This window comes from Photorhabdus temperata (assembly GCF_025384845.1).
In the GTDB taxonomy this organism is placed as follows: Bacteria; Pseudomonadota; Gammaproteobacteria; order Enterobacterales; family Enterobacteriaceae; genus Photorhabdus; species Photorhabdus temperata.
The window spans coordinates 43,510-66,079 of sequence record NZ_JAJAFX010000027.1; the positions used below are offsets into that span (position 1 = coordinate 43,510).

The window sequence follows — 22,570 nt, forward strand, 5'->3', positions numbered from 1 at the left end:
GCTTCTTGCTGTGGCATCCTATCCTTTATTACACCCGTAACAGATAATGAAGAAGACTTATGGCTCAGATAGCAGACAATCCCCTGATTTTGGTTGATGGTTCCTCATACCTTTATCGTGCTTATCATGCTTTTCCTCCGCTGACCAACAGCGCTGGAGAACCGACCGGAGCCATGTATGGCGTATTGAATATGCTGCGCAGTTTGGTGATGCAGTACAAACCGAGCCATGTGGCGGTAGTATTCGATGCTAAAGGTAAAACTTTCCGTGATGAATTGTTTGCTGAGTATAAGTCTCATCGTCCTCCTATGCCGGATGATCTGCGTGCGCAGGTAGAGCCGTTACATCAGATGGTAGAAGCTATGGGGTTGCCGTTGCTGGTGGTTCAGGGAGTAGAAGCCGATGATGTTATCGGGACTCTGGCGTTACAGGCGGAAAAAGAGGGGCGTGCGGTACTTATCAGCACTGGCGATAAAGATATGGCGCAACTGGTCACGCCAAATATCACGCTTATCAATACAATGAATAATACCATTCTGGGGCCGGAAGAAGTGGCTGAGAAGTATGGTGTGTCGCCAAATCTGATCATCGATTTTCTGGCTCTGATGGGCGACTCTTCAGATAATATTCCTGGCGTGCCTGGAGTAGGGGAGAAAACGGCACTGGGATTGTTGCAAGGAATTGGCGGCATGGACGATATCTTTGCCAATCTGGATAAAATTGCGGGGTTGAGCTTCCGTGGCGCAAAAACGCTGGCGGATAAGATGGAGCAACATAAGGATGTGGCTTATCTCTCCTATAAATTGGCAACGATTAAAACAGATGTTGAGTTGGATAAAACCTGTGTTGCTTTGTCAGTCAAAGAGCCTGATACAGAGAAACTGCATGAATTGTTTTCCCGTTATGAATTTAAACGCTGGTTGAGTGATTTGGCAAATGGTGATTGGTTGGTTGCTAAGGGCAAAAAACTGACATCCACGGGTAATGATGAATCATCTCCGTCTGAAGATAAATCTGTTTCGGCAACACTTTCTTCTGATCATTATCAGACTATTTTCGATCAGAAAAGCTTCGATGAGTGGATTGAGAAGCTGAAAAAAGCGCTGGTTTTTGCTTTTGATACTGAAACTGATAGCCTTGATACTCTGACAGCTAACCTGGTGGGGATGTCATTCGCAGTGACTGCCGGAGACGCGGCTTATCTGCCTCTGGGGCATGATTATCTGGATGCGCCAGAGCAGCTTGACCGAGATGCGGTACTGGCGGCATTAAAACCGCTGCTTGAAGATAGTCACTTGCTGAAAATTGGTCAGAATATTAAGTTCGATCGTGGGGTTCTGGCTCGCTATGACATTGAACTGCAAGGCATTGCTTACGATACCATGTTGGAATCTTACGTGCTCAACAGCGTTGCAGGCATGGGGCGGCATGATATGGATAGTTTGGCTGAACGTCATTTGAATCATAAGACCACGACTTTTGAAGAGATCGCGGGTAAAGGCAAAAATCAGCTTACTTTTAATCAGGTTCCAGTGGAACAGGCTGCAATGTATGCCGCGGAAGATGCAGATGTCACTTTGTTGCTGCATCAGGTTATGTGGCCGCAACTGGAGAAAGCTCCCGCTCTGGAAAAAGTATTCCTGAAAACAGAAATGCCATTGGTGATGGTACTTTCTCGCATGGAACGTACAGGTGTACTGATTGATTCAAATATTTTGGCTGAGCATTCAAAAGAGATTACTGCTCGTCTGGGTGAATTGGAAAAAGAAGCGCATGAATTGGCAGGTGAGGCTTTCAACTTGGCTTCGCCAAAACAGCTACAGGCGATATTGTTTGAAAAATTGCAGCTGCCGGTAATAAAAAAGACGCCGGGCGGAGCGCCATCCACCAATGAAGAAGTGTTGGAAGAGTTGGCGGATAACCATGTGTTGCCGAAAGTGATTTTGGAGCATCGTGGCTTGGCAAAACTGAAATCCACTTACACAGATAAGCTGCCGCAGATGGTTCATCCGCTGACCAAACGAGTTCATACTTCCTATCATCAGGCGGTGACAGCGACTGGCCGTCTCTCTTCGCGTGATCCCAATCTGCAAAATATTCCTGTCCGTAATGACGAGGGCCGCCGCATTCGTCAAGCATTTGTGGCACCTGAAGGTTACCGGATTATGGCTGCTGACTACTCCCAGATTGAGCTGCGGATTATGGCCCATTTATCTCAGGATCAAGGGTTGTTGAAGGCTTTTGCCGAAGGGCAAGATATTCACCGGGCAACAGCGGCAGAAGTATTTGGTTTGCCACTGGAACAAGTAACCAGCGAACAACGTCGTAGCGCCAAAGCGATTAACTTTGGTTTGATCTACGGTATGAGTGCATTTGGCCTTTCCCGTCAGTTAGGTATTCCACGCGGTGAAGCTCAGCGTTATATGGATCTCTATTTTGAGCGCTACCCAGGCGTATTGGCGTATATGGAGCGTACCCGTAAGCAAGCGGAAGAGCAGGGTTATGTTGAAACCTTGGATGGTCGTCGTCTTTATCTGCCAGATATTAAGTCCCGCAATGGTATGCGCCGTAAGGCGGCGGAGCGTGAAGCCATTAACGCACCAATGCAGGGAACCGCTGCGGATATTATTAAAAAAGCGATGATTGCGGTGGATGACTGGATTATCAGTGAAGATCCGAAGGTTCGTATGATCATGCAGGTTCACGATGAGCTGGTATTCGAGGTTCATGAGTCAGAACTTGAACATGCAGAACAGAAAATTCGTGAATTGATGGAGAAAAGTTTGGTTCTTGATGTTCCTTTGAAAGTGGATGTGGGTACCGGTGACAACTGGGATCAGGCACATTAATATGCCAGCTTAATAAGCGATAGGCTGAGCTGTGTATTTGGCTCAGCCTTTGAACTGTTCACAATTAGAGAATAATGCTTAATGGGCTAATTACTCATATTCGCCATGCGCGACAAAATCTCCTCCTCCCCAGCCTACTCTCTTGCCGTTTGCTCGCAAGGCTGAGAAACTACGGGGTGTTGAAACCAGACTGATAACGTCTTTCAAGTTCTCAATCTCGGGTGGAAGTTTGCCACCACTGTATATATCGCCCCAGGCGACTATGCTGCGGTCTGCTCGTAGGGCTGCAAAAGCATCACTTGATGAACTTAGGTTGATGACATTTTGTACTTTGGCTGCGTCATATGGAACCTGCTCGATACTCGATATACCTCCCCAGGTAACCACGCTACGATTTGTTCGCAGAGCAGTGAAAGCTGTGCTTGTTGAGGTGAGTTCAACGATATCCTTTAATACTGCAACGTCTGATGGGATTGGTGTGTCTCCCCAGGTGACAACACTACGGTTTGCTCGCAGCGCTGTAAATGCGCCGCTTGAAGTAGTCAAACTAATAATATCCTGTAGTTGGGCAATGGCAGGTGGAACTGTGCCGCTAGTACTTGCCTTTCCCCAGGCAACGACGCTGCGGTTTGCTCGTATGGCTGCGAATGCAGTGCCTGTTTGACTCAGGCTAACGATATCTTGTAATTGAGCGATTTCGGGTGGAACTTGACCTCCAAAAAGTGAGTATCCCCAAGCAACAACACTGCGGTTTGCCCGTAAGGCCGCGAAGGTCGAGTACATGTCGTTTTTGCCAAGCACGCTGACGATGTCTTGTAGCTGGGTAATCTCGGGTGGGAGCACTCCAGCTAAACGCCCCCAGGCAACTATACTGCGGTTTGCCCGCAGAGCCAGGAAAGCATTGCCTGATGAAGTTACACTGACGATATCCTGTAGTTGGGCAACTTCTGGTGTAACCTGGCCGCCATAGCGATTATCTCCCCAAGCAACTACGCTACCATTTGTTCGCAGAGCTGAAAAGGCGTTAGCGGTTGAACTCAGGCTAACGATATCCTTTAGTTGAGCAATGTCGGGAGGAAGTTGTCCACCGTTAACTGGATTTCCCCAAGCAACCACGCTGCGGTCCGCTCGTAAAGCCGCGAATGCGTATTGTGTTGAACTCAAGCTAATGATATCCCGTAATACGGCAATGTCGGGTGGAACTTGGCCGCCAAGATGTGGAAGTCCCCAGGTAATTACACTGCCATTCTGCAATAACATAGCGGTTGCTCCGATGGTGGATGCAAGGACTATATTATTGCTGTAATAGATATTTGCTCCCCATTCTGATAGAGAGTTACTACGGTTATTTGTACCTGATGAAACATTATCATGCTGGTTCATTACTATTCTCCTGGTTAAGGTCGTATCGGATTTATTCTTATCCACAAGGTATTTATACGAAAAACCATGCCATTGCGAGGGAGTTTATCAGTTATTTTACTCTCACTAAGTAATATTATTAGTTAAATAAATTTTTTGTAGTGGAGGGTGATTGTATGAGTATGTGTTATTGAAAAAGTATATTGGAATATTTTTTGTATTCACTCGTAATGATTTATTGTGCCATGCGTATTTAGATCCAGATCGCATAAATATGTAATTAAACTACATTTACTGGCGGTTTAATGAACAAAACCCCAAGCTGAATCGAGATAATCATTGAAAATAAATTACAAAAAGGCTTTTTCTGAGAAATAAAATAGGGTAGAGTTATTGGCGTAGGGTACAGAGGTAAGATGTTCTATCTTTCAGACCTTTTACTTCACGTAATCGGATTTAGCTGAATATTAGCTGCCCCAGTCAGTTTTGACTGGGGCATTTTTTTATTTGAGTTTAGTGGGTGGGAATAACAAAAGCGGTATTAGCTATGGTTTTCAATTTGGACGGTTGGTTGACTGAACCATATGTCCAGTTTTTGTTGTAATTTATCGATCCCGATTTTTTTCAGGGCGGAGAAATATTCCACTTGAATATCTCCATTGAGAGCTGCTAACTCTTCACGTACTTTATTCAACTGGTTTTTACGGGCACCAGATGTCAGTTTATCGGCTTTAGTCAGCAATGCCATAACTGGTACATGCATTGCCACCGCCCATTGGATCATCTGTTGATCAAGGTCTTTCAATGGATGACGGATATCCATCAGCACCACTAGCCCAAGCAGGCATTCACGTTTTTGCAAATATTCACCCAGTGCTTTTTGCCATTTACGTTTTATCTCTTCCGGTACTTCGGCATAGCCATAGCCGGGTAAGTCAACCAGACGAATACCTTCTTCTACTTCGAATAAATTGATGAGCTGTGTGCGGCCTGGTGTTTTGCTGGTACGGGCGAGGCTTTTTTGTTTCGTCAGGGCATTTAGCGCGCTGGATTTACCCGCGTTTGAGCGACCGGCAAACGCGACTTCAATGCCCAGTTCTTGAGGCAGATGGCGAATATCAGGTGCGCTCGTGATAAAACGGGTCATATGATAGTTGTGGTTTTTGATGGTCAAAATGGTTATCTCCCTGAGAAATGCACTGAATATATGCCAAAGGAGATTATACCGATAGCCACTGTTGGTTGACAGGATTAAAAATAATGACATATTTCTGATGGGTTAAGCCAAACTTGCTATTTTGCCGTCAATTATTGCCTTATTTGTGAAATAAAATCTGATCTATTGTGAGAGGATAAATTTTTATCCAAGGCATCAACCGATTGATATCGTAAATGTAAGTAAATATTGAGCACTATGCTGAGGAGATTATTAGAATTGATTTCAGCTTGTGTTGTTGACCTTAATATATAGGAATCCAGAATGTTTAAACGTATTTTAGTAACGCTTGTAACTGCATGTTCTCTGAGCGCAATGGCACCTCTGGCTCTGGCTGCGGGTGAAACCCATGTGAAGCTGATGACAACAGAGGGTAATATTGAACTGGAATTAAATAGCCAGAAAGCGCCGATTACAACCAAAAACTTTATTGAATACGTCAATGAGGGCTATTATAACAATACAATTTTTCATCGGGTAATCCCTGGATTTATGGTTCAGGGGGGCGGTTTTACCAAAGATTTGCAGCAGAAAGCGACTAAAGAAGCTATTAAAAATGAAGCGGATAATGGGCTGCGTAATTTACGCGGAACGATTTCCATGGCGCGTACCGCTGATAAAGACAGTGCTACTAGTCAATTCTTTATCAACGTAGCGGATAATGCTTTCCTTGATCATGGTCAGCGTGACTTTGGCTATGCAGTATTTGGTAAAGTCGTAAAAGGTATGGATGTTGTAGATAAAATTTCTCAAGTAAAAACTGAAAATGTTGGTCCCTATCAGAATGTGCCGGTGAAACCCGTGGTTATCCTGTCTGCTAAGATTATTCCTTAACTTTTTTCTGAGACATTAATGATCAACTGCGATTATGGCAGTTTCTGGTCTCTCGGTGAATTTTCATCTGATTAACAATTTGGGCCTTCATTTAATGCAGGCCCGTTTTACCGTTATTCATACAGCTTCTTGGTAAATTCTTTATTTTCTTCGGTTCGTGGATAATATCTGTCTTTGTAACACTTCTTCTCTTTACTCTCACAGTGAACACCATTACTCAAAGTGTAGGATGAAGGGTCAAAATCTTTCCCATCACCAATCATTTCTTTCAAGTGTTTCGAAGCTTTTTTCCCTAAATATCTCTCGGTGAGTTTTAGCGATAAACCTTGCTGATCAGCGCAGTATTTTCCTTTTTTATCACAAATAACCCCTTTTGCCGGGAAGAAAATATTTGCAGCTTTAGTTGCAGCCAGCGCGGGGAAGGACAACAAAAAAAGAGATGCTATAATCAGTTTTGTCTTCATAACAATTACCTTACTTATTGAATATCAAAAAGAGCCTATGTTTTGTAGCGGTATGAGAGTAAGTTGGTTGAGGAAAAAGTAGTCATTGATTTTGTTACACTATGCTGCAAGTGCTTATGTGCTATGATAGCCGCCCCGTTGTCGTTAGGCCGTTTTACCTGAAATCATGTTGTTCATGATAAACAAATTGCAGGATTGGCAGGACAACAAATACAGCGATAAAAATGGGTAGGATAGACTCCTATGTTATTAATAATAGATAACTATGATTCTTTTACGTATAACTTATATCAATATTTTTGTGAATTGGGAACAGATGTTTTAGTCAAGCGTAATGATGAATTACAGCTTGAAGATATTGAGCGATTAGCGCCTACACATCTGGTTATTTCCCCAGGCCCTTGCACCCCAAATGAAGCAGGAATTTCTCTGGCTGCGATTTCTCATTTTGCGGATAAATTGCCGATTCTGGGTGTTTGCCTTGGGCATCAGGCAATTGGGCAGGCATTCGGCGCCAGTGTAGTAAAAGCTAGGGAAGTGATGCATGGGAAAACTTCTGCTATTCATCATAATCAGCAAGGTGTGTTCAAAGGGCTTAACCGGCCATTAACGGTTACCCGTTACCATTCATTGGTGATTGCCGCAGAGACTTTACCAGCCGCATTTGAAGTTACTGCATGGAGTCAGCATAACGGCAATGTAGATGAGATCATGGGAATTCGTCATCGTACTTTGCCCTTGGAAGGTGTGCAGTTCCACCCTGAAAGTATTCTCAGCGAGCAAGGGCATCAGCTACTGAGTAACTTCCTTAGATATTAACCAGATACCAATAATTTCTTCATTTATTCATCTTTTTCATTTGCCCATCTTTGATTTTTTATGCATATTCAGTGATTATAATTTCATTTTTGAATGGCGTATATATAAAAAACGGGTGGGAAAATGATGGAGCATGCCGCAGTAAACAGAAATACATACGATCAAGTCATGTTGCCAATTTATTCACCGGCACAGTTTATACCGGTGAAAGGGCAAGGCAGCCGTGTATGGGATCAGCAAGGGAAAGAGTATATTGATTTTGCCGGTGGTATTGCTGTTATGGCTTTGGGGCATTGTCATCCTGAGTTAGTGGATGCTTTAAAGCAGCAAGGGGAGAAACTTTGGCATATCAGTAATATTTTCACCAATGAACCAGCTTTGATACTCGCGCAGAAACTGATTGATGCAACTTTTGCGGAGCGGGTATTTTTTGCCAACTCGGGAGCGGAAGCGAATGAAGCTGCATTTAAGCTGGCGCGTCATTATGCCATTACCCGTTACCATCCATATAAAACCAAAATCATCGCATTCCATCAGGGGTTTCATGGTCGTACCCTGTTTACGGTCTCTGTTGGTGGTCAACCAAAATACGCTGATGGTTTTGGGCCAAAACCCGCAGATATTATTCATGTGCCTTTTAATGACTTAGATGCAGTAAAGGCGGTCATGGATGACCATACTTGTGCTGTTGTATTAGAACCTGTTCAGGGAGAAGGGGGAGTCACGCCGGCGACACCCGCATTTATTCATGGGTTGCGTGAACTTTGCGATAAGTATCAGATATTGTTGGTATTTGATGAAGTACAAAGTGGAATGGGCCGTACCGGTAAGTTATTTTCTTATATGTATTATGATGTTGTGCCGGACATTATCACCACAGCGAAGGCGCTGGGAGGTGGTTTCCCTGTCAGTGCTATGCTGACTACAGCGAATATCGCTTCGGTGATGGTGCCGGGAACTCACGGCACAACTTATGGTGGTAATCCGCTGGCTTGTGCGGTTGCAAATGCTGCTTTTGACATTATCAATACGCCAGAGGTCTTGGATGGTGTTGAAAAACGTCATCATTTGATTGTGAATTTTCTGAATGATATCAATCAAAAATATTCGATATTTGGTGAAATCCGTGGCAAGGGATTGCTGATTGGTGCGGAACTAAAAGCGCAGTATCAGGGAAAATCTAAAGAGATCCTGCAACTGGCGGCTGAAAATGGTCTGATGTTATTGAGTGCCGGTAATGATGTACTGCGTTTCACGCCTTCGCTGATTATCAGTGAAGAGGAGATAGCCCAGGGGATGGAACGGCTGGAGAAGGCAATTAGTCAGTTGGTGTAAATAAAAATCAGCGCAATATAATGCGCTGATTAATTAGGAATTAACGTGTACCGTAAACAACAATTGTTTTGCCGTGTGCGGAGATCAGATTTTGATCTTCCAGCATTTTTAAAATACGGCCAACCGTTTCACGGGAACAGCCAACAATCTGACCAATTTCCTGACGAGTGATTTTGATTTGCATTCCGTCCGGGTGGGTCATTGCATCTGGTTGTTTCGCCAGATTCAGTAAAGTCTGAGCAATCCGGCCGGTTACATCCAGGAAAGCCAGGTTACCGACTTTCTCAGAAGTTGTTTGCAAACGGCTTGCCATTTGGGCAGATAAACGCATTAAAATATCTGGGTTTACCTGAATCAGTTGACGGAATTTTTTATAGGAAATTTCCGCTACTTCACAGGCGCTTTTGGCCCGTACCCAGGCTGTACGCTCTTGTCCTTCTTCAAATAATCCAAGCTCGCCAATGAAATCTCCCTGGTTTAAATAGGAGAGGATCATCTCTTTGCCTTCTTCATCTTTAATCAAAACCGCAACAGAACCTTTTACGATGTAGTAAAGCGTCTCTGCTTTTTCGCCTTGATGAATAAGCGTGCTTTTGGATGGATATTTATGAATATGGCAGTGTGACAAAAACCATTCAAGAGTGGGGTCTGTTTGTGGCTTGCCGAGAACCATTCGCTTCATCCTCTGTTGTTATCGCTGCCTAAATAACACGAGAACCTAAAAGTTTCTCGTCAGGCTGGCTTAAAAGACACTAGCTTAACATATTAGTTTGCTGAAAAACCGACAGGTGAGGGTTTTATATAGGTTATCTGAAATTTGAAACTTGAGTATTGATCTTAACCCATATATACCCAGACCTGCTTCTGTTTTTAACACAGGAAAAGGCTTCTGTCTTGTCTTGTATTGTTTCAGCACAATAAACCGCTCATTAGATTGCCAGTTTAATACTGAAAGAGTAGGCTTTGATGCAAAAAATGACTTAAGGGGTACTTATGCAAGCGCGGGTAAAATGGGTTGAAGGGTTGTCTCTTTTGGGGGAGTCGTCTTCGGGTCATCAGATAATGATGGATGGAAATGCCGGCGATAAGGCACCGAGCCCAATGGAAATGGTATTAATGGCAGTTGGCGGTTGCAGCACGATTGATGTTATTTCTATTTTGCAGAAAGGTCGATATGACATAAAAGATTGTGAAGTGAAATTAACTTCTCGCCGTCGTGAAGAGGCGCCACGCTTGTTTACTTCTATTAATCTGCATTTTATTGTTACCGGCAAGGATTTATCAGATAAAGCAGTTGAACGCGCCGTCACGCTTTCCGCAGAGAAATATTGTTCTGTTTCGTTGATGTTGGGGAAATCAGTTGAACTTACCTACAGCTTTGAAATTAAAGAGGCAGAGTAAGATATTATTTCCTGATTGAAAAATAACGACAGGTAACTAATATCAGTTACCTGTTTTTTTAACTGAATAATATGAGAAGTGGATTCAAACGCTGAGTTTTCTGGATTTATCCCAGGTTTTAATCAACAAATTTTTTCCCCTTCCAGTAATCGCTGTACCAATGGCGTCATAATTAATTCCATGGCCAGTCCCATTTTTCCACCGGGAACTACGATGGTATTAATGCTTGAAACAAATGAACCTTGTAACATTGATAAAAGATACGGGAAATCAATTTGAGTGAGGTCACGGAAACGGATGACAATAAAACTTTCATCCAGGGATGGAATGGCTTTGGCTGAAAATGGATTGGACGTATCAACAGTCGGGACGCGCTGGAAATTTATATGTGTCCGGGAAAATTGGGGGGTAATGTAGTTAATATAATCATCCATAGAACGAACAACGGAATCCATCACCGCTTCCTGTGAGTGTCCCCGTTCTCCGGTATCGCGGATAAGTTTCTGTATCCATTCAAGGTTGACAATCGGCACCACCCCCACTAGCAGATCGACATGACTGGCAACATTATGTTGTGGTGTTACCACGCCACCGTGCAGGCCTTCATAAAACAGCACATCGGTCTGCTTTGGCAAGGCTTCCCACGGAGTAAATGTACCGGGGAGCTGGTTGTAAGGAACCGCGTCATCATAGGTGTGAAGGTACTTACGGCAACGGCCTTCACCCGCTTCACCATAGTCAATCATGGTTTTTTCCAGCATGCCAAAATCATTGGCTTCTGGCCCAAAATAACTGATATGTCTGCCTTGCTCCTTGGCTTTACGGATTGCTGCGTCCATTTCAGGGCGGGTATAGCGATGGAAACTATCCCCCTCTATCTGTGCTGCGCTGATGTTAAGTTGCTGGAAAATCTTACGGAAAGCTAAACTGGTTGTTGTTGTTCCGGCACCGCTGGAGCCGGTAATCGCAATAATCGGATGTTTGGCAGACATAAGCAGTAAACTCCATAATGTTAAGAATGGAACATTTCTTTTGGCATAATATTGATGCTTTCATGCAGTTCAGACCACACCAGCATAACATCCCCCTGCTCCAACTGACGACGTATGTCAGCGACTTTCTGCTCAAGGGATTTTTCATATTCGCCGTAGTCAGTGCCTTCCCGCAGGATAAAACTCTCTATCAAATTTAGCAGAGTTTCTGGCTCCAGCTGTTGCCATGGAATAATCATCGTTGTTGCTCCAGATAAGATGACAGCCAGCCTGGAATACGTTGTTCCAGCCACATTTGTGGTTTTTTGAGTGAACCGCTGACAAAGCCGACATGTCCACCATGTTCTGTCAATTGGTATTCAATATTTTTGGGTAAGGTGTTGAGATCAGGGATGACTTCTGGCGCCATAAAGGGATCGTCTTTGGCATGAATAATCAACAGTGGCACCGTAATGTCAGACAGGCGTGGCAGAGCGCTGCACTGGTGGTAGTAGTCCGCTGCATCTCTAAAACGGTGGATTTTTGCGGTTACAATTTCATCAAATTCACGAATATGTTTCAATCCTTTTACTTGGGACAGATTGATAGGCAGAGAACCTGGGTAGCGTAGCAATTTGCGGGTAACATTACGTTTCAGATTGTTAAGCAAATAGCGCTCGTAAACCTGAGAAAATCCTTTTTCTATCCGGCTGGAACAGGCTTCTAACATCAGAGGGGCAGAAACAATAACTGCCGCATTGAGCCGGGCCTGTGTTTTTTCTTCTGCCAGATAGCAGGCCAGCATATTACCGCCGACGGAATAACCCACGGCTGAGGTTGGCACATCACCGTAGGTCTGTTTTAACCAGTTCAGAAAATAACGGGCATCTCCTGTTTCGCCAGAATGATAGAGACGTTTTTGGCGGTTCGGTTCACCACTGCATCCACGGAAATGCATGACAACGCCAAGCCAGCCTTTTTTCTGACAGATACGAAGCAAACCGTGAGCATAAGGGCTGTGGAAACTGCCTTCCAGACCATGAAACAGGATCAGCCGTGGCTTATGTGCTGCGGTTGCTGGATCTTCACTCCATGCCAGGTCAACAAAATCGTTATCCGGCAAATTAAGTCGTTGCCAGTATGGTTGCAGTTCAGGATACCGCCGCACCAGACGCGGGAGTAGTGTCTGCAAATGCGGATTACTGGCTCCGGTTAGAGGACGAAAGATATCGGACATAATGGTTTCGGGTTAAATGATTAGTTATCTTGTATGGTAAATAACATACTGATATTTTCTGTGAAAGGGAAACTCAATTATTCAGGATGAAAGGAACCATTCATGACAGCAAGCCTGATTTTTTCATTAATAACTTTTTTGTTTATTTCTGCGATTACCCCAGGTCCAAACAACATGTTACTGACCTCATCTGGTGCCAACTTTGGTTTTGTCCGTTCTTTGGGATTGACAGCGGTTCTGCTCTGCTGCGGGCGCTGACTTGTGGTGATGTGCAAATCGGCAATATCAAGTCAAATCGACATTTTTATTGCCGAACAGCAGAGTCAGGACAAAACCGCTGATATAAGCAACCACCAATCCGGTGGCATAAACTGCCATCCCGATAAAAATACCGTTGTTGGAGGTCATCAGTGGCAGTGCGACCAACCCGGATGGACCGAAAACCGTATTCAATCCAATAGGTAAACCTAAATAAGCCACCAGACCGATAAAGAACCCCCCGGTGGCCCCGCCCAAACAAGCGGTGATAAAAGGTTTGATGCGTGGCAAGGTTACTCCGTAAATCAAGGGTTCACCGATACCGAGAAAGCCTGGAATAATGGCGCCTTTTATCTGAGTACGCAGCAGAGAATCTTTATTCGCTTTGACATACAGCGCCAGTGCTGCACCAACTTGTCCGCCTCCAGCCATAGCGAGGATTGGGAACAGAGAGTTAAAGCCTTGTGCGTCCATTAGCGCGAAATAGACCGGGACGAATCCCTGATGTACACCAAACATAACGGCGAGCAGAAATAGTCCTGCTAATATCGCAGTACCAAAAGGATTGCCGTTAAGATTAAGGAATAACCATGACATGCCGCTAAACAGATAGCTTCCTAACGGCATGATAATAATAAAGGCGATTGCTCCCATGATCAGCAGGGTAATCGCTGAAGTGAGGATCATATCCAGATTGTCCGGAATGATCTTACGAACTTGTCGTTCTACCCATGCTCCCAGAATAGCGGCAATAAGAACACCGATAATATTGCCGCGTGGATCGATACTGTAACCAAAGAAAGTGGAGATACCGGAGTAGAAACCGCTGGTGGCATCCGGGTTATAGCCCAGTACAAACAGCGAGGCGATAATCGCGCCGTTTATACCGGAACCACCAAAGGCTTTTTGCGCGTTATAGCCAACCAGGATACTCAAAAAGCTGAACATTCCTTTACTGAATACTTTCATATAACCGATGATTTCAATTAATACGGTATTAGGATGTTCAGCACCCTGAATGGCGATCTGTTCAAGTAAAGTGGCAAAGCCCAACAATAGACCAACGGCAATAAAGCCGGGGATCATCGGTGTAAAAATAGTAGCGAATTTCGTCAGGAATTTATGTACTGCACTAACCTGCTTCTCTTTAAACTGTTTTTTATTGGCGGAGGCTATATGGGTTAAATCAGTGTCGTTCCGTGCCGGTTGTTCTGTATGGGCAGAAGAATCCAGCAATTGATTCATTATTTCAGCCGCAGCCTGGGCTTTTCCCGGTCCAAGGACAATTTGCAACTGGTTATCACTTTCAATAATACCCAGCACATTGGGGATCTGTTTCAGTGCGGCTTTATCCACCTGAGTATTATCATGCAGTGTCAGTCGTAGGCGGGTCATACAGTTACCACATTGAGCCACATTACCCGCATTGCCGATAGCTGTAAGGATCTGAACAATTAGTGCTTGATTAATTTTAGCCATCTTATTTATTCCTTCTCAGAAAGGAAAAGATTACCGAGTTGTTGAGATTGCCGGGCGAATAAAACCGTGATTCTTTTCCAGTAACGCTTTTGCCTGTTGAGCATCTATTCCTGCCAGAATCATCACAATGGCTGTTTTGCAATGTCCATCACATGCAACCAGTGCTTGCTCAGCTTGTGCACGGTCGCATTCTGTGGCTGCCATAACGATATTTTTCTGCCTTTCAACCAATTTGGCATTTGTCGCTTCTACGTCCACCATCAGATTGCCATAAACTTTTCCTGTGCGGATCATGGCGCCGGTAGTGAGCATATTGAGGATCAGTTTTTGTGCTGTACCGGCTTTCATACGTGATGAACCGGTGACAATTTCCGGCCCAACGACGGGTATCATGGCAATATCGGCTGCTTGTGTCATCGGGCTGTCAGGATTACAACTGATACAGGCGACGGTGGCTCCCACTGATTTCGCATACTCCATAGCACCCAGAACATAAGGTGTACGGCCACTGGCGGCAATACCAACCAATACATCTTTAGAGTTAAAGTTTAGCGCTTGAAGATCATTTGTGCCTAATTGCCGGTTATCTTCTGCATTTTCAACGGCCCTCAAGATGGCTTGATGCCCTCCTGCAATCAAGCCAATCACCTGTTCCGGTCTGGAGCCATAAGTGGGGGGGCATTCACTGGCATCCAGAATCCCTAACCGGCCGGATGTACCGGCGCCAATATAGATTAAACGGCCTCCCTGGCGGAAAGCTTCGGCAATTTTATCTACCGTTGCAGCGATTTGCGGCAAAGTTTGCTCTACCGCCAGTGCGACTTTTTTATCTTCATCATTAATGATTTGTAGCATCTCAAGGGTAGGCAGAGTGTCAATGCAGGTACTGGCTGGGTTGCGGCTTTCTGTCACCATACTGTTGAGATTGATTTTCATATTACTTTCCTAACAGGAATATTTTTGAAATGATAAATAGTTATTTACTCTTCTTTGTAATAAAGTGCAAATCTGGTCGGTGTTTCGACAGAAGCGATAGCTTTGTGGAGTGAATATATTTTATCGGTTATAGAACAAAGTGCTGTGAATAGGTTTGAGAAAATTTTTGTTTTTTTATATAAGTGAGAAACGTAAATGCTAAGCATATATATTACATATGCTTAGCTTGTTTTCAATAAATTCTGTCATCCCATATACTATAGGCTGATGTACCTGCCGTTACGTGATTCCAAGATATAGATCTATATTTGAGAAGGACTTTTTCATACGGCATCATTTCATTATTATTTATCGAATTCGGGTAGGTGCAAGAAATGTCAACAATGCTCGCTTCTGTTAATTTGACCTCATAGAAAAGTTCTAACTTCCCTGCGGTGTTTGTTCTATAAAAGAGAAAAACCGCATGCAGTAGTTCGTTTGAAGAGATTGCCATTGATAATAATGGAGATGATTTATCTATTGGCTTAATGAACTGCAATGGGTGATGATCTACATTTTGTTCGCGAGTTATCATATGACTTAAACTCAATACCTGTATTTGATCTTCGTACCCCTTTTGATATCGGTTTCCTATAGAGTCCAGAGTTGAACAACCAGCAGAAATTAAACCTTGTTTCTTACCATTTAACGACAAATAAATTATATGTGACATAAACAATTACCATATGAGTTCTTTGTTTAAATTACCTAAGCTGTGTGCTTAGGTGGTGGAAATATAACCTTAACATTAAAATATAAAAAAATAATAGTTTAATATCGAATTTTTCCATAAAAAATTTATAACACTTTATTTACTTATCTTATAAGGGATAATTTTAAGTGCTACTATTTACAAACGCTTTGCCATTATATAATAGATGTGGTTATTTTCTATATAATGGTGTTATACTCTAATTTTAATTGTGAATGGGTTTAGTCGTATGGACGATAGAGATAGAGAACAGTTATTGCAACAACTAAGTGATGCGTTAGAGAATAGCTCGTTAGTTTCAGAGGAGAAACTGGCATTGATGATGATGCTATGTTTTCAGCTTTTATCGTCAATTGAAGCTGATCTAATTAATATGAGAGTTTCGGATGGTCGTACTCTTTCACTCAAATTGGAAACTCCATCCATTAAACACTAGTGTGGCGATTTTTGATTAATTCATTTTTTAGGGAGATAAAAAATGGCAAACTATATTGAACATTACATAAAAATGACACAAGAGGCCAACCGAGTGTTGGCTCTAAAGGCCGAGGAGATAGGTAGTGAGCTAAGAGATGTAGCAGAAGATACAGTAGATCTGATAGAGAGAGGGGCAACGCGAGCAATTTGGAGAACATCATATTTCTTTGATGGCTATGAAGATGTAAATACTAAAATAAATAGTGAAGATAAGAGAATGATTTTGACTATATGGAATATAGTCAACGGAACGAATTTTAGTTTCATAAAGGAAGTGGCAAAGGTATTTACTGACGAGTTATTAAAGAACCAGAATGAGGAAGCGAAAAAAATAATATATCTTAAGTTATTAAAGGTTTTTTCTAATTTATCAACATCTAAAGCTACAAAATACTCTATATCTATTGTGATAGCAGATGCTATATATCTTTCTTTAATTCGTAATGTTGTTATAAGGAACGCTATTCGAAAATTTGCAAATGGTGCTTTATTTACTTTTCAATCATATGGTTACTTTGATAAAGCTACTGTATCAGACGATAAACTAAAAAGAGAGTGTCCACTTTTTTACTGGGCGTTATACAACCTGAAATTGGAAATGTTGTATTTTATATTTGAACCTGTATTGTCAAAGGGTGTTAGCCTTATTGGGAAAAAGTGTAGCGAAGATGATATTGTTTCTGAGATTATTGGAATAATTAATCATGAATAAAGTAAAAAAAATTTTTAGCAGAGAGTGGTTTAAGGATCTTTTTCTAATATGGTTTAAGGATCTTTTGTGGTCAACTATACCTGTAATAATTATTTTTGTTTGGTCAATGATGGCTGTAGTCTTTTTTCCAGATATATGGGGATGGTTAGCATTGTTTGGTGTTATTGTTGTTTTTATTTGTCTTTTTGTTTTTTCATATATAAGTGAGAAGCGTATAAATGATAAGCGTAAAAGCTAAGCATATAAATAAGATTCCAAAATAGCGCTACATCTTATACTACTCATAATTCTATGTATAACAATGGGTTGAAGAAGGTCATGTGTAGAAGAATTATGAAACGTTATTTATATGCTTAGCTTTGGCTTATTTTTAATAAATTCTATCATCCTATATACTATATGGTTGATGTGCCTGCTGTTATGTAATCCTAGGATATAGATTTGTATTTTTGAAGGACTTTTTCATGCTGTATCATTTTATTATTGTTTATCGAATTCGATTAGTATACGAGTGTGAAGGTGAGTAAAAAAATTTTTAGTAAGGAATGGTTCAAAGATCTTTTTTTTATATGGACTAAAGATCTTTTGTGGAACACAATTCCTTTTATCTTGATTATCGCTTGGTCAGCTATGGCCGCAGCTTGTTTTCCAGATATATGGGGGCGATTAACATTATTGGGTATTGTGGTTGTTACGGCTTTTGTTTTTTGGTGTATTAGTAAGAGGAAATAAATATATTTATATATGTTTAGCTTAGTTTGTCTTTAATAAATGCTATATATGTCTGTATTTAAGAAGGACTTTTTCATGCTGCATCATTTTATTATTGTTTATCGAATGCGATTAGTATATGAGTAAAAAATTTTTTAGTAAGGAATGGTTCAAGGATCTTTTTTTAATATGGTTTAAGGATCTCTTGTGGGAGATGATTCCTTTTGGGATTATTGTTATTTGGGCATTTGTAGCTAATATCTTTTTTCCAGATATATGGTTTAGCTTAACTTTGGTTGGTATTTTTATTGTTTTTGTTGCTATGTGGTTTATTGGTAAACGTTGTTAAGCATATATATTTATATATGCTTAGCTTAGTTTGTTTTTAATAAATGCTATATGTGTCTGACATTATGTGACCCTAGTATATAGATTTGTATTTAAGAAGTACTTTTTCATACTGCATCATTTTATTATTGTTTATCGAATTCGGTTAGTATATGAGTAAAAAATTTTTTAGTAAGGAGCGGTTTAAGGAGCTTTTTTAATATGGTTTAAGGATCTTTTGTGGGAGTTAATTATTCTTTGGATTATTGTTATTTTGGTATTAATTTACTCAAAAAAGAAATGGAGAGGAAACTAAGAACGCCAGAAGCTAATCTCAATCAATTTCCTCATAACTGGGGACATTATGGAAAATAAAAAAATATTGTACATATAATCATTGCTATTTTAGCGTCATTCACTTTCTTTTTGACAGGAGAAAATTTAATTTCTTTTGTTAAAATGGATGATGAAATAACATTCTCAAGTAGTGTTTTTATGATATTTTTTTAATATAACTGGCCGTTATCCTAAGCATCATGATAGCTTTAATAAATATTTTAGTTCGATAACCATTATTGCATTTTTTTAAATGTTATCATATCTTTCTATGTGGATTATAAATTAAGAGGTGATAACTATTTGGTATGTGAAAGAATATCCTGGATGTTGCTAAATACCTATGTAAAAGATATTAAACTATGTGATTGATATTATTTCATCTAAATATAATTAATTTTTTCATAACTGGTGACGTTATGGGGGAAGTATTATACATATAACCGGTGATCTTGTTCTTTTTATTTAAATAATATAATTCATATTAATAAATTGGAATGTAAAGTTAAAGTATATTTTAACTATGATTTTGATCTCTAACCAATAAAAACTGGCTTATTTAAAATTAAATTACAATATTTAAAAATAGCATACGTCAGGTAAATTGCACTATCCTGCATAGCAGGAATTACATATCACAGGGTGGCTGGTAATTGATATAGGAAAATTTTTAAAAATAAAAAAATTATCATTTTCTAATGCATTTTATTTAATTGAATTACTTACTTGTTTATCTAGAAAACATGGGTAAATCGTTAAGGGAAATGTCGTGATATATATAGCCGACTTTTTTAGAATAAATTAATTGATCATCGTATAGTTGTTGTTTAATCTTTGTTTAATTAATTTAAGTGTAAATAATTCAGTTTACTACTGAAATAGTAACCCAAAGAAAGTATATGAGATAAACCTGAGTGGTGAAAATGTGGATATACGTAATCTAAAAGCTTTTATCGTGTTAGCTGAAACACTTAATTATCATAAGGCTTCTCAAATATTAAATATTTCACAACCTGCGTTGACAAAGAAAATTAATGCACTGGAAAATTTATTTGGCGCTCTACTTTTCTCCAGAGGGCCAAATGGGACCAGGCTAACTGATTTTGGGCAAAAAACATTAGAAAATGCTCAGAAATTACTGGGGCATTTTGAGCAGTTTCAGATTCAGGTTCACCATGATTTGCAAGACGACTCACCAAATTATCTTTATGTGAGTTCCTGTTTTCCTATTTATGATTCTGGGAAAATGAAAGAGCCGATTTTTTTAGGTAAACAGGAAAAAACCGTGCTTGTGCTAATTACAGGTTTGCCATTCCAACAGCAGATGAGTTTGTTAAATTCTGGTCTATTGCATATTGCTATTGTTCCTTTGCCGTTAACCTCATCACTGATGCCTAAGAGGATTTTTACTGAAAAACTCGTTTATTTTTTTAAAAAAGGTAGTGATTGGATTCAAAATTTTGCTGAATTTAATGCTGAAATAGCCTCCTTATATCACCTTATTGATACTGATGAGAATGATATGTCTCTTGATTTTGCCGATGTCATCAACACATTTTCTATTTATGATAAGAGCATGAATTTAATGTTAAAAACTAATGATATTATAGTAATGACTGAATTGATAATAAAACATAATGGCTTTTCTTTAGTTCCGCAGAAAGTGGTTCGTTCAATTCCATCACAATATATTGATTTACTTGAAATTTTAGAAACTGATATGGAGATTGATTTTGGTATCTTATGGAGTCCAGTTATAGACTGTGATTTGATAAATGCAGCGAAACTATTTTCTTCATTAGTTGATAATATGTGAATCAGAAAAACGTGGGTGGATTCGACTAATAAATGCAATTTTAGATGAAAATAAATTTCATATGATTTTTTAATTAAAATTAAAATTAAAATTAAAATTAAAATTTTACGATAATAATATTCATTTTTGTGAATGGGTTAATAATATGAATGAGATTTTTTGGTGTAAATATTATCAAAAATAAAGCGGATTGTTTTCTCCGCTTTATTTTTTTAATGTTATTTATGAAAGTATTTACCCTTCAAACTCTTGCGTCATTTGCTCAAGTTGCTCCTGAATTTCCATCCACGCTAATTCAATTTCTTCCAGTTTTGATTTGGTTTGATTTTGTTTTTGCAGATATTCAGTCAATTCTGCTTTACGGCTATTATCATAGACAGCGCTGTCTGACAGCTGTTCTTCTAATACGGTCAGTTCGTTACCCAGTTTATCCATCTGTTTTTCCAGATTGGTCAGCTGTTTGCGCAATGGCTGCGTTTGGTTACGGAAGTCAGCCTGACGCCGTTTTTGATCTTTTCTTTCTTGAGCACTTTGACCGGAAGATTCTTTTTCCTTATCGGTGTTCTCACGTAATTGCTGATTTTGTTGACGCTGCTGATCTGTTAGCCATTGTTGATAATCTTCCAAATCGCCATTGAAAGATTCTACCCGGCCATCGTGAACCAAATACAATTCATCGGTTGTTGAACGCAGTAGATGCCTGTCATGGGAAACCACAACCAATGCACCATCAAAATCGATCAGCGCTTCTGTCAGGGCCTGACGCATATCCAGGTCGAGGTGGTTGGTTGGCTCATCAAGCAACAGAAGATTAGGGCGTTGCCAAACCATCAATGCTAAAACCAGACGTGCTTTTTCTCCCCCGGAGAAACGCCCGCTTGGGTCAGTGACTTGATCACCTTTGAAACCAAAACCCCCCAGATAATCCCTGAGTTGCTGCTCTGTTTCCTGTGGCGCAAGGCGTGCTATATGCTGTAATGGTGATTCATCAGCACGCAGATATTCCAACTGATGCTGGGCGAAATATCCCAGTTTGATCCCTTTGGCTAATTCCACGTCTCCACTCTGAGATTGCAGCTCACCAGCCAGTAATTTGATCAACGTGGATTTACCGGCGCCGTTACGACCAAGCAGGCCAATGCGGGAGCCGGGAACTAAATTCAGTTTGATGGAGTTCAAAACCGTCCGTTCGCCATAGCCTGCGCTGACTTTTTCCATTTTCAGCAGTGGATTTGGCAGACTTTCCGGTTTACGGAAACTGAAATGGAACGGGTTATCAACATGGGCAGGTGCTATCAACTCCATCCGCTCCAGCATCTTGATACGGCTCTGAGCTTGTTTGGCTTTACTGGCCTTGGCCCGGAAACGGTCAATATAACTTTGCAGATGTGCCACTTTCTCCTGCTGACTTTTATAAAGTGCTTGTTGTTGCGCCAGTTTGGTCGCGCGCTGACGTTCGAAAGAGGAGTAGTTGCCACTGTATTCAAACAGTGATTGTTGTTCGATATGAAGGATTTTATCGGCAATCGGGTCCAGAAAATCCCGGTCATGGGAGATAAGGATTAATGTACCGGGGTAGTTTTTCAGCCATTTTTCCAGCCAGATCACTGCATCCAGATCAAGATGGTTGGTTGGTTCGTCAAGTAACAACAAATCAGAACGGCAGAGCAAGGCTTGCGCCAGATTGAGGCGCATACGCCATCCACCGGAAAACGCACGTACTGGTTGATTCAGTTGATCCTGAGAAAAGCCTAGACCGTGAAGTAAACTTGATGCTCTTGAACGGATGGTCCAGGCTTGAATCGTGTCCAGTTGGTTGTGTAGATGAGCGATCAAATTACCGTCATTTTTTTCATTGGCTAATTGTAGTTGTCGTTCCAGTTGACGGAATTCACGATCACCATCAATGACATATTCCAGAGCAGGTATTTCCAGTGCCGGTGTTTCTTGATTCACCCAAGCCAGCGCCCAGTTAGTGGGAAAAGTGAATGTTCCTGCTTCAGCTTGAAGTTCATTTTTTAATAGTGCAAGTAAGGTAGATTTACCACAGCCATTTTTCCCTACCAGACCCACTTTCTGTCCGGGATTGATAGTGGCGCTGGCATTATCCAGCAAGACACGGATTCCGCGACGAATTTGTAATGAAGAGAAAACAATCATAGGTGTCGTTTGTATAGAGTATGTTAAATTATTAGAAAATAATGGGACAATAAGCGCCCTGATTTTGTCACTTTGTATGCATGGTAACGGAAAATACGTGTCCTGACACGTTCTTGAGG

At 41.0% G+C, this 22,570-nt stretch carries 24 protein-coding genes and 1 pseudogene; 14 read left to right on the forward strand and 11 right to left on the reverse strand.

All coding sequences use genetic code 11. The annotated features are described in order from the left end of the window. Nucleotides 1–59 precede the first annotated feature (59 nt). Complete coding sequence (gene polA, locus LGZ99_RS12225) at nt 60–2,849, forward strand: DNA polymerase I (protein WP_036839722.1); 2,790 nt, start codon at nt 60–62, stop codon at nt 2,847–2,849. A 90-nt stretch (nt 2,850–2,939) separates the two neighbouring features. Here polA and LGZ99_RS12230 read toward each other — a convergent pair whose 3' ends face one another. Then, complete coding sequence (locus LGZ99_RS12230; protein ID WP_036839723.1) at nt 2,940–4,232, reverse strand: RCC1 domain-containing protein; 1,293 nt, start codon at nt 4,230–4,232, stop codon at nt 2,940–2,942. 395 nt (nt 4,233–4,627) lie between these two features. On the opposite strand from LGZ99_RS12230, the gene LGZ99_RS25015 reads away from it, so the two are divergent. Next, nucleotides 4,628–4,675, forward strand: a complete 48-nt coding sequence (locus tag LGZ99_RS25015; RefSeq protein ID WP_438361642.1) for a small protein SpfP — start codon at nt 4,628–4,630, stop codon at nt 4,673–4,675. Between the two features lie 77 nt (nt 4,676–4,752). Here LGZ99_RS25015 and yihA read toward each other — a convergent pair whose 3' ends face one another. Beyond that, a complete protein-coding gene (gene yihA / locus LGZ99_RS12235; protein ID WP_021322913.1) occupies nt 4,753–5,385 on the reverse strand; it encodes a ribosome biogenesis GTP-binding protein YihA/YsxC in 633 nt (210 codons plus the stop codon). Between the two features lie 306 nt (nt 5,386–5,691). Between yihA and ppiA the strand changes: the two genes are divergently transcribed. Beyond that, nucleotides 5,692–6,261, forward strand: a complete 570-nt coding sequence (gene ppiA / locus LGZ99_RS12240) for a peptidylprolyl isomerase A (protein WP_023044189.1) — start codon at nt 5,692–5,694, stop codon at nt 6,259–6,261. A 113-nt stretch (nt 6,262–6,374) separates the two neighbouring features. Here the strand turns inward: ppiA and LGZ99_RS12245 are convergent, their stop codons facing one another. Next, nucleotides 6,375–6,725 carry a YcgJ family protein gene (locus LGZ99_RS12245; protein WP_081858327.1) on the reverse strand — a complete coding sequence of 117 codons (351 nt, stop codon included), beginning with the start codon at nt 6,723–6,725 and terminating at the stop codon, nt 6,375–6,377. 243 nt (nt 6,726–6,968) lie between these two features. On the opposite strand from LGZ99_RS12245, the gene LGZ99_RS12250 reads away from it, so the two are divergent. Beyond that, nucleotides 6,969–7,544 (forward strand): aminodeoxychorismate synthase component II, encoded by a 576-nt coding sequence (locus LGZ99_RS12250; protein ID WP_021322911.1) that lies wholly within the window; start codon nt 6,969–6,971, stop codon nt 7,542–7,544. A 123-nt stretch (nt 7,545–7,667) separates the two neighbouring features. Next, nucleotides 7,668–8,879: a bifunctional acetylornithine/succinyldiaminopimelate transaminase gene (argD, locus tag LGZ99_RS12255; RefSeq protein WP_036839725.1), complete on the forward strand. Its 1,212-nt coding sequence runs from the start codon at nt 7,668–7,670 to the stop codon at nt 8,877–8,879. Nucleotides 8,880–8,919: 40 nt separating this feature from the next. Here the strand turns inward: argD and crp are convergent, their stop codons facing one another. Beyond that, the gene (gene crp, locus LGZ99_RS12260; protein ID WP_004240730.1) at nt 8,920–9,552 is read right to left on the reverse strand and encodes a cAMP-activated global transcriptional regulator CRP; all 633 of its coding nucleotides are present in this window, start codon (nt 9,550–9,552) and stop codon (nt 8,920–8,922) included. A 320-nt stretch (nt 9,553–9,872) separates the two neighbouring features. Between crp and LGZ99_RS12265 the strand changes: the two genes are divergently transcribed. Then, complete coding sequence (locus LGZ99_RS12265) at nt 9,873–10,280, forward strand: OsmC family protein (protein ID WP_021322909.1); 408 nt, start codon at nt 9,873–9,875, stop codon at nt 10,278–10,280. A 122-nt stretch (nt 10,281–10,402) separates the two neighbouring features. Here LGZ99_RS12265 and LGZ99_RS12270 read toward each other — a convergent pair whose 3' ends face one another. Genes LGZ99_RS12270 through LGZ99_RS12280 form a run of 3 tightly spaced genes read right to left on the reverse strand, consistent with a single transcriptional unit; the run spans nt 10,403 to nt 12,488 of the window. Continuing rightward, on the reverse strand, nt 10,403–11,272 hold the full coding sequence (locus LGZ99_RS12270) for a phosphoribulokinase (RefSeq protein WP_023044192.1): 870 nt from the start codon (nt 11,270–11,272) through the stop codon (nt 10,403–10,405). 20 nt (nt 11,273–11,292) lie between these two features. Then, on the reverse strand, nt 11,293–11,511 hold the full coding sequence (locus tag LGZ99_RS12275) for a YheU family protein (protein ID WP_021322908.1): 219 nt from the start codon (nt 11,509–11,511) through the stop codon (nt 11,293–11,295). Further along, complete coding sequence (locus LGZ99_RS12280; RefSeq protein ID WP_023044193.1) at nt 11,508–12,488, reverse strand: hydrolase; 981 nt, start codon at nt 12,486–12,488, stop codon at nt 11,508–11,510. The genes LGZ99_RS12275 and LGZ99_RS12280 overlap by 4 nt, the downstream gene beginning before the upstream one ends. Before the next feature lie 102 nt (nt 12,489–12,590). On the opposite strand from LGZ99_RS12280, the pseudogene LGZ99_RS12285 reads away from it, so the two are divergent. Further along, a pseudogene (locus LGZ99_RS12285) lies at nt 12,591–12,716 on the forward strand (LysE family translocator); the annotation flags it as partial. A gap of 57 nt (nt 12,717–12,773) precedes the next feature. Here the strand turns inward: LGZ99_RS12285 and murP are convergent. From murP to LGZ99_RS12300, 3 genes are all read right to left on the reverse strand, one after another. Further along, on the reverse strand, nt 12,774–14,225 hold the full coding sequence (murP, locus tag LGZ99_RS12290; RefSeq protein ID WP_023044195.1) for a PTS N-acetylmuramic acid transporter subunit IIBC: 1,452 nt from the start codon (nt 14,223–14,225) through the stop codon (nt 12,774–12,776). Nucleotides 14,226–14,255: 30 nt separating this feature from the next. Next, nucleotides 14,256–15,161 (reverse strand): N-acetylmuramic acid 6-phosphate etherase, encoded by a 906-nt coding sequence (murQ, locus tag LGZ99_RS12295; RefSeq protein ID WP_262979147.1) that lies wholly within the window; start codon nt 15,159–15,161, stop codon nt 14,256–14,258. A 232-nt stretch (nt 15,162–15,393) separates the two neighbouring features. Beyond that, nucleotides 15,394–15,873: an Hcp family type VI secretion system effector gene (locus LGZ99_RS12300; protein WP_036839735.1), complete on the reverse strand. Its 480-nt coding sequence runs from the start codon at nt 15,871–15,873 to the stop codon at nt 15,394–15,396. 268 nt (nt 15,874–16,141) lie between these two features. Between LGZ99_RS12300 and LGZ99_RS12305 the strand changes: the two genes are divergently transcribed. From LGZ99_RS12305 to LGZ99_RS12335, 7 genes are all read left to right on the forward strand, one after another. Further along, on the forward strand, nt 16,142–16,348 hold the full coding sequence (locus tag LGZ99_RS12305; protein ID WP_036839737.1) for a hypothetical protein: 207 nt from the start codon (nt 16,142–16,144) through the stop codon (nt 16,346–16,348). Between the two features lie 42 nt (nt 16,349–16,390). Beyond that, the gene (locus tag LGZ99_RS12310; protein WP_262979148.1) at nt 16,391–17,101 is read left to right on the forward strand and encodes a hypothetical protein; all 711 of its coding nucleotides are present in this window, start codon (nt 16,391–16,393) and stop codon (nt 17,099–17,101) included. After that, on the forward strand, nt 17,094–17,339 hold the full coding sequence (locus tag LGZ99_RS12315) for a hypothetical protein (RefSeq protein WP_036839742.1): 246 nt from the start codon (nt 17,094–17,096) through the stop codon (nt 17,337–17,339). Before LGZ99_RS12310 ends, LGZ99_RS12315 begins: the two co-directional genes overlap by 8 nt. A gap of 281 nt (nt 17,340–17,620) precedes the next feature. Next, a complete protein-coding gene (locus LGZ99_RS12320; RefSeq protein WP_152552750.1) occupies nt 17,621–17,833 on the forward strand; it encodes a hypothetical protein in 213 nt (70 codons plus the stop codon). Between the two features lie 118 nt (nt 17,834–17,951). Then, the gene (locus tag LGZ99_RS12325; RefSeq protein ID WP_036839748.1) at nt 17,952–18,161 is read left to right on the forward strand and encodes a hypothetical protein; all 210 of its coding nucleotides are present in this window, start codon (nt 17,952–17,954) and stop codon (nt 18,159–18,161) included. A 587-nt stretch (nt 18,162–18,748) separates the two neighbouring features. Continuing rightward, on the forward strand, nt 18,749–18,847 hold the full coding sequence (locus LGZ99_RS24825; RefSeq protein ID WP_331271572.1) for a DUF1240 domain-containing protein: 99 nt from the start codon (nt 18,749–18,751) through the stop codon (nt 18,845–18,847). Between the two features lie 553 nt (nt 18,848–19,400). Further along, complete coding sequence (locus LGZ99_RS12335; RefSeq protein WP_023044353.1) at nt 19,401–20,291, forward strand: LysR family transcriptional regulator; 891 nt, start codon at nt 19,401–19,403, stop codon at nt 20,289–20,291. A gap of 234 nt (nt 20,292–20,525) precedes the next feature. On the opposite strand, the gene LGZ99_RS12340 is transcribed toward LGZ99_RS12335, so the two are convergent. Beyond that, nucleotides 20,526–22,451: an ABC transporter ATP-binding protein gene (locus LGZ99_RS12340; protein ID WP_036839750.1), complete on the reverse strand. Its 1,926-nt coding sequence runs from the start codon at nt 22,449–22,451 to the stop codon at nt 20,526–20,528. Nucleotides 22,452–22,570 lie beyond the last annotated feature (119 nt).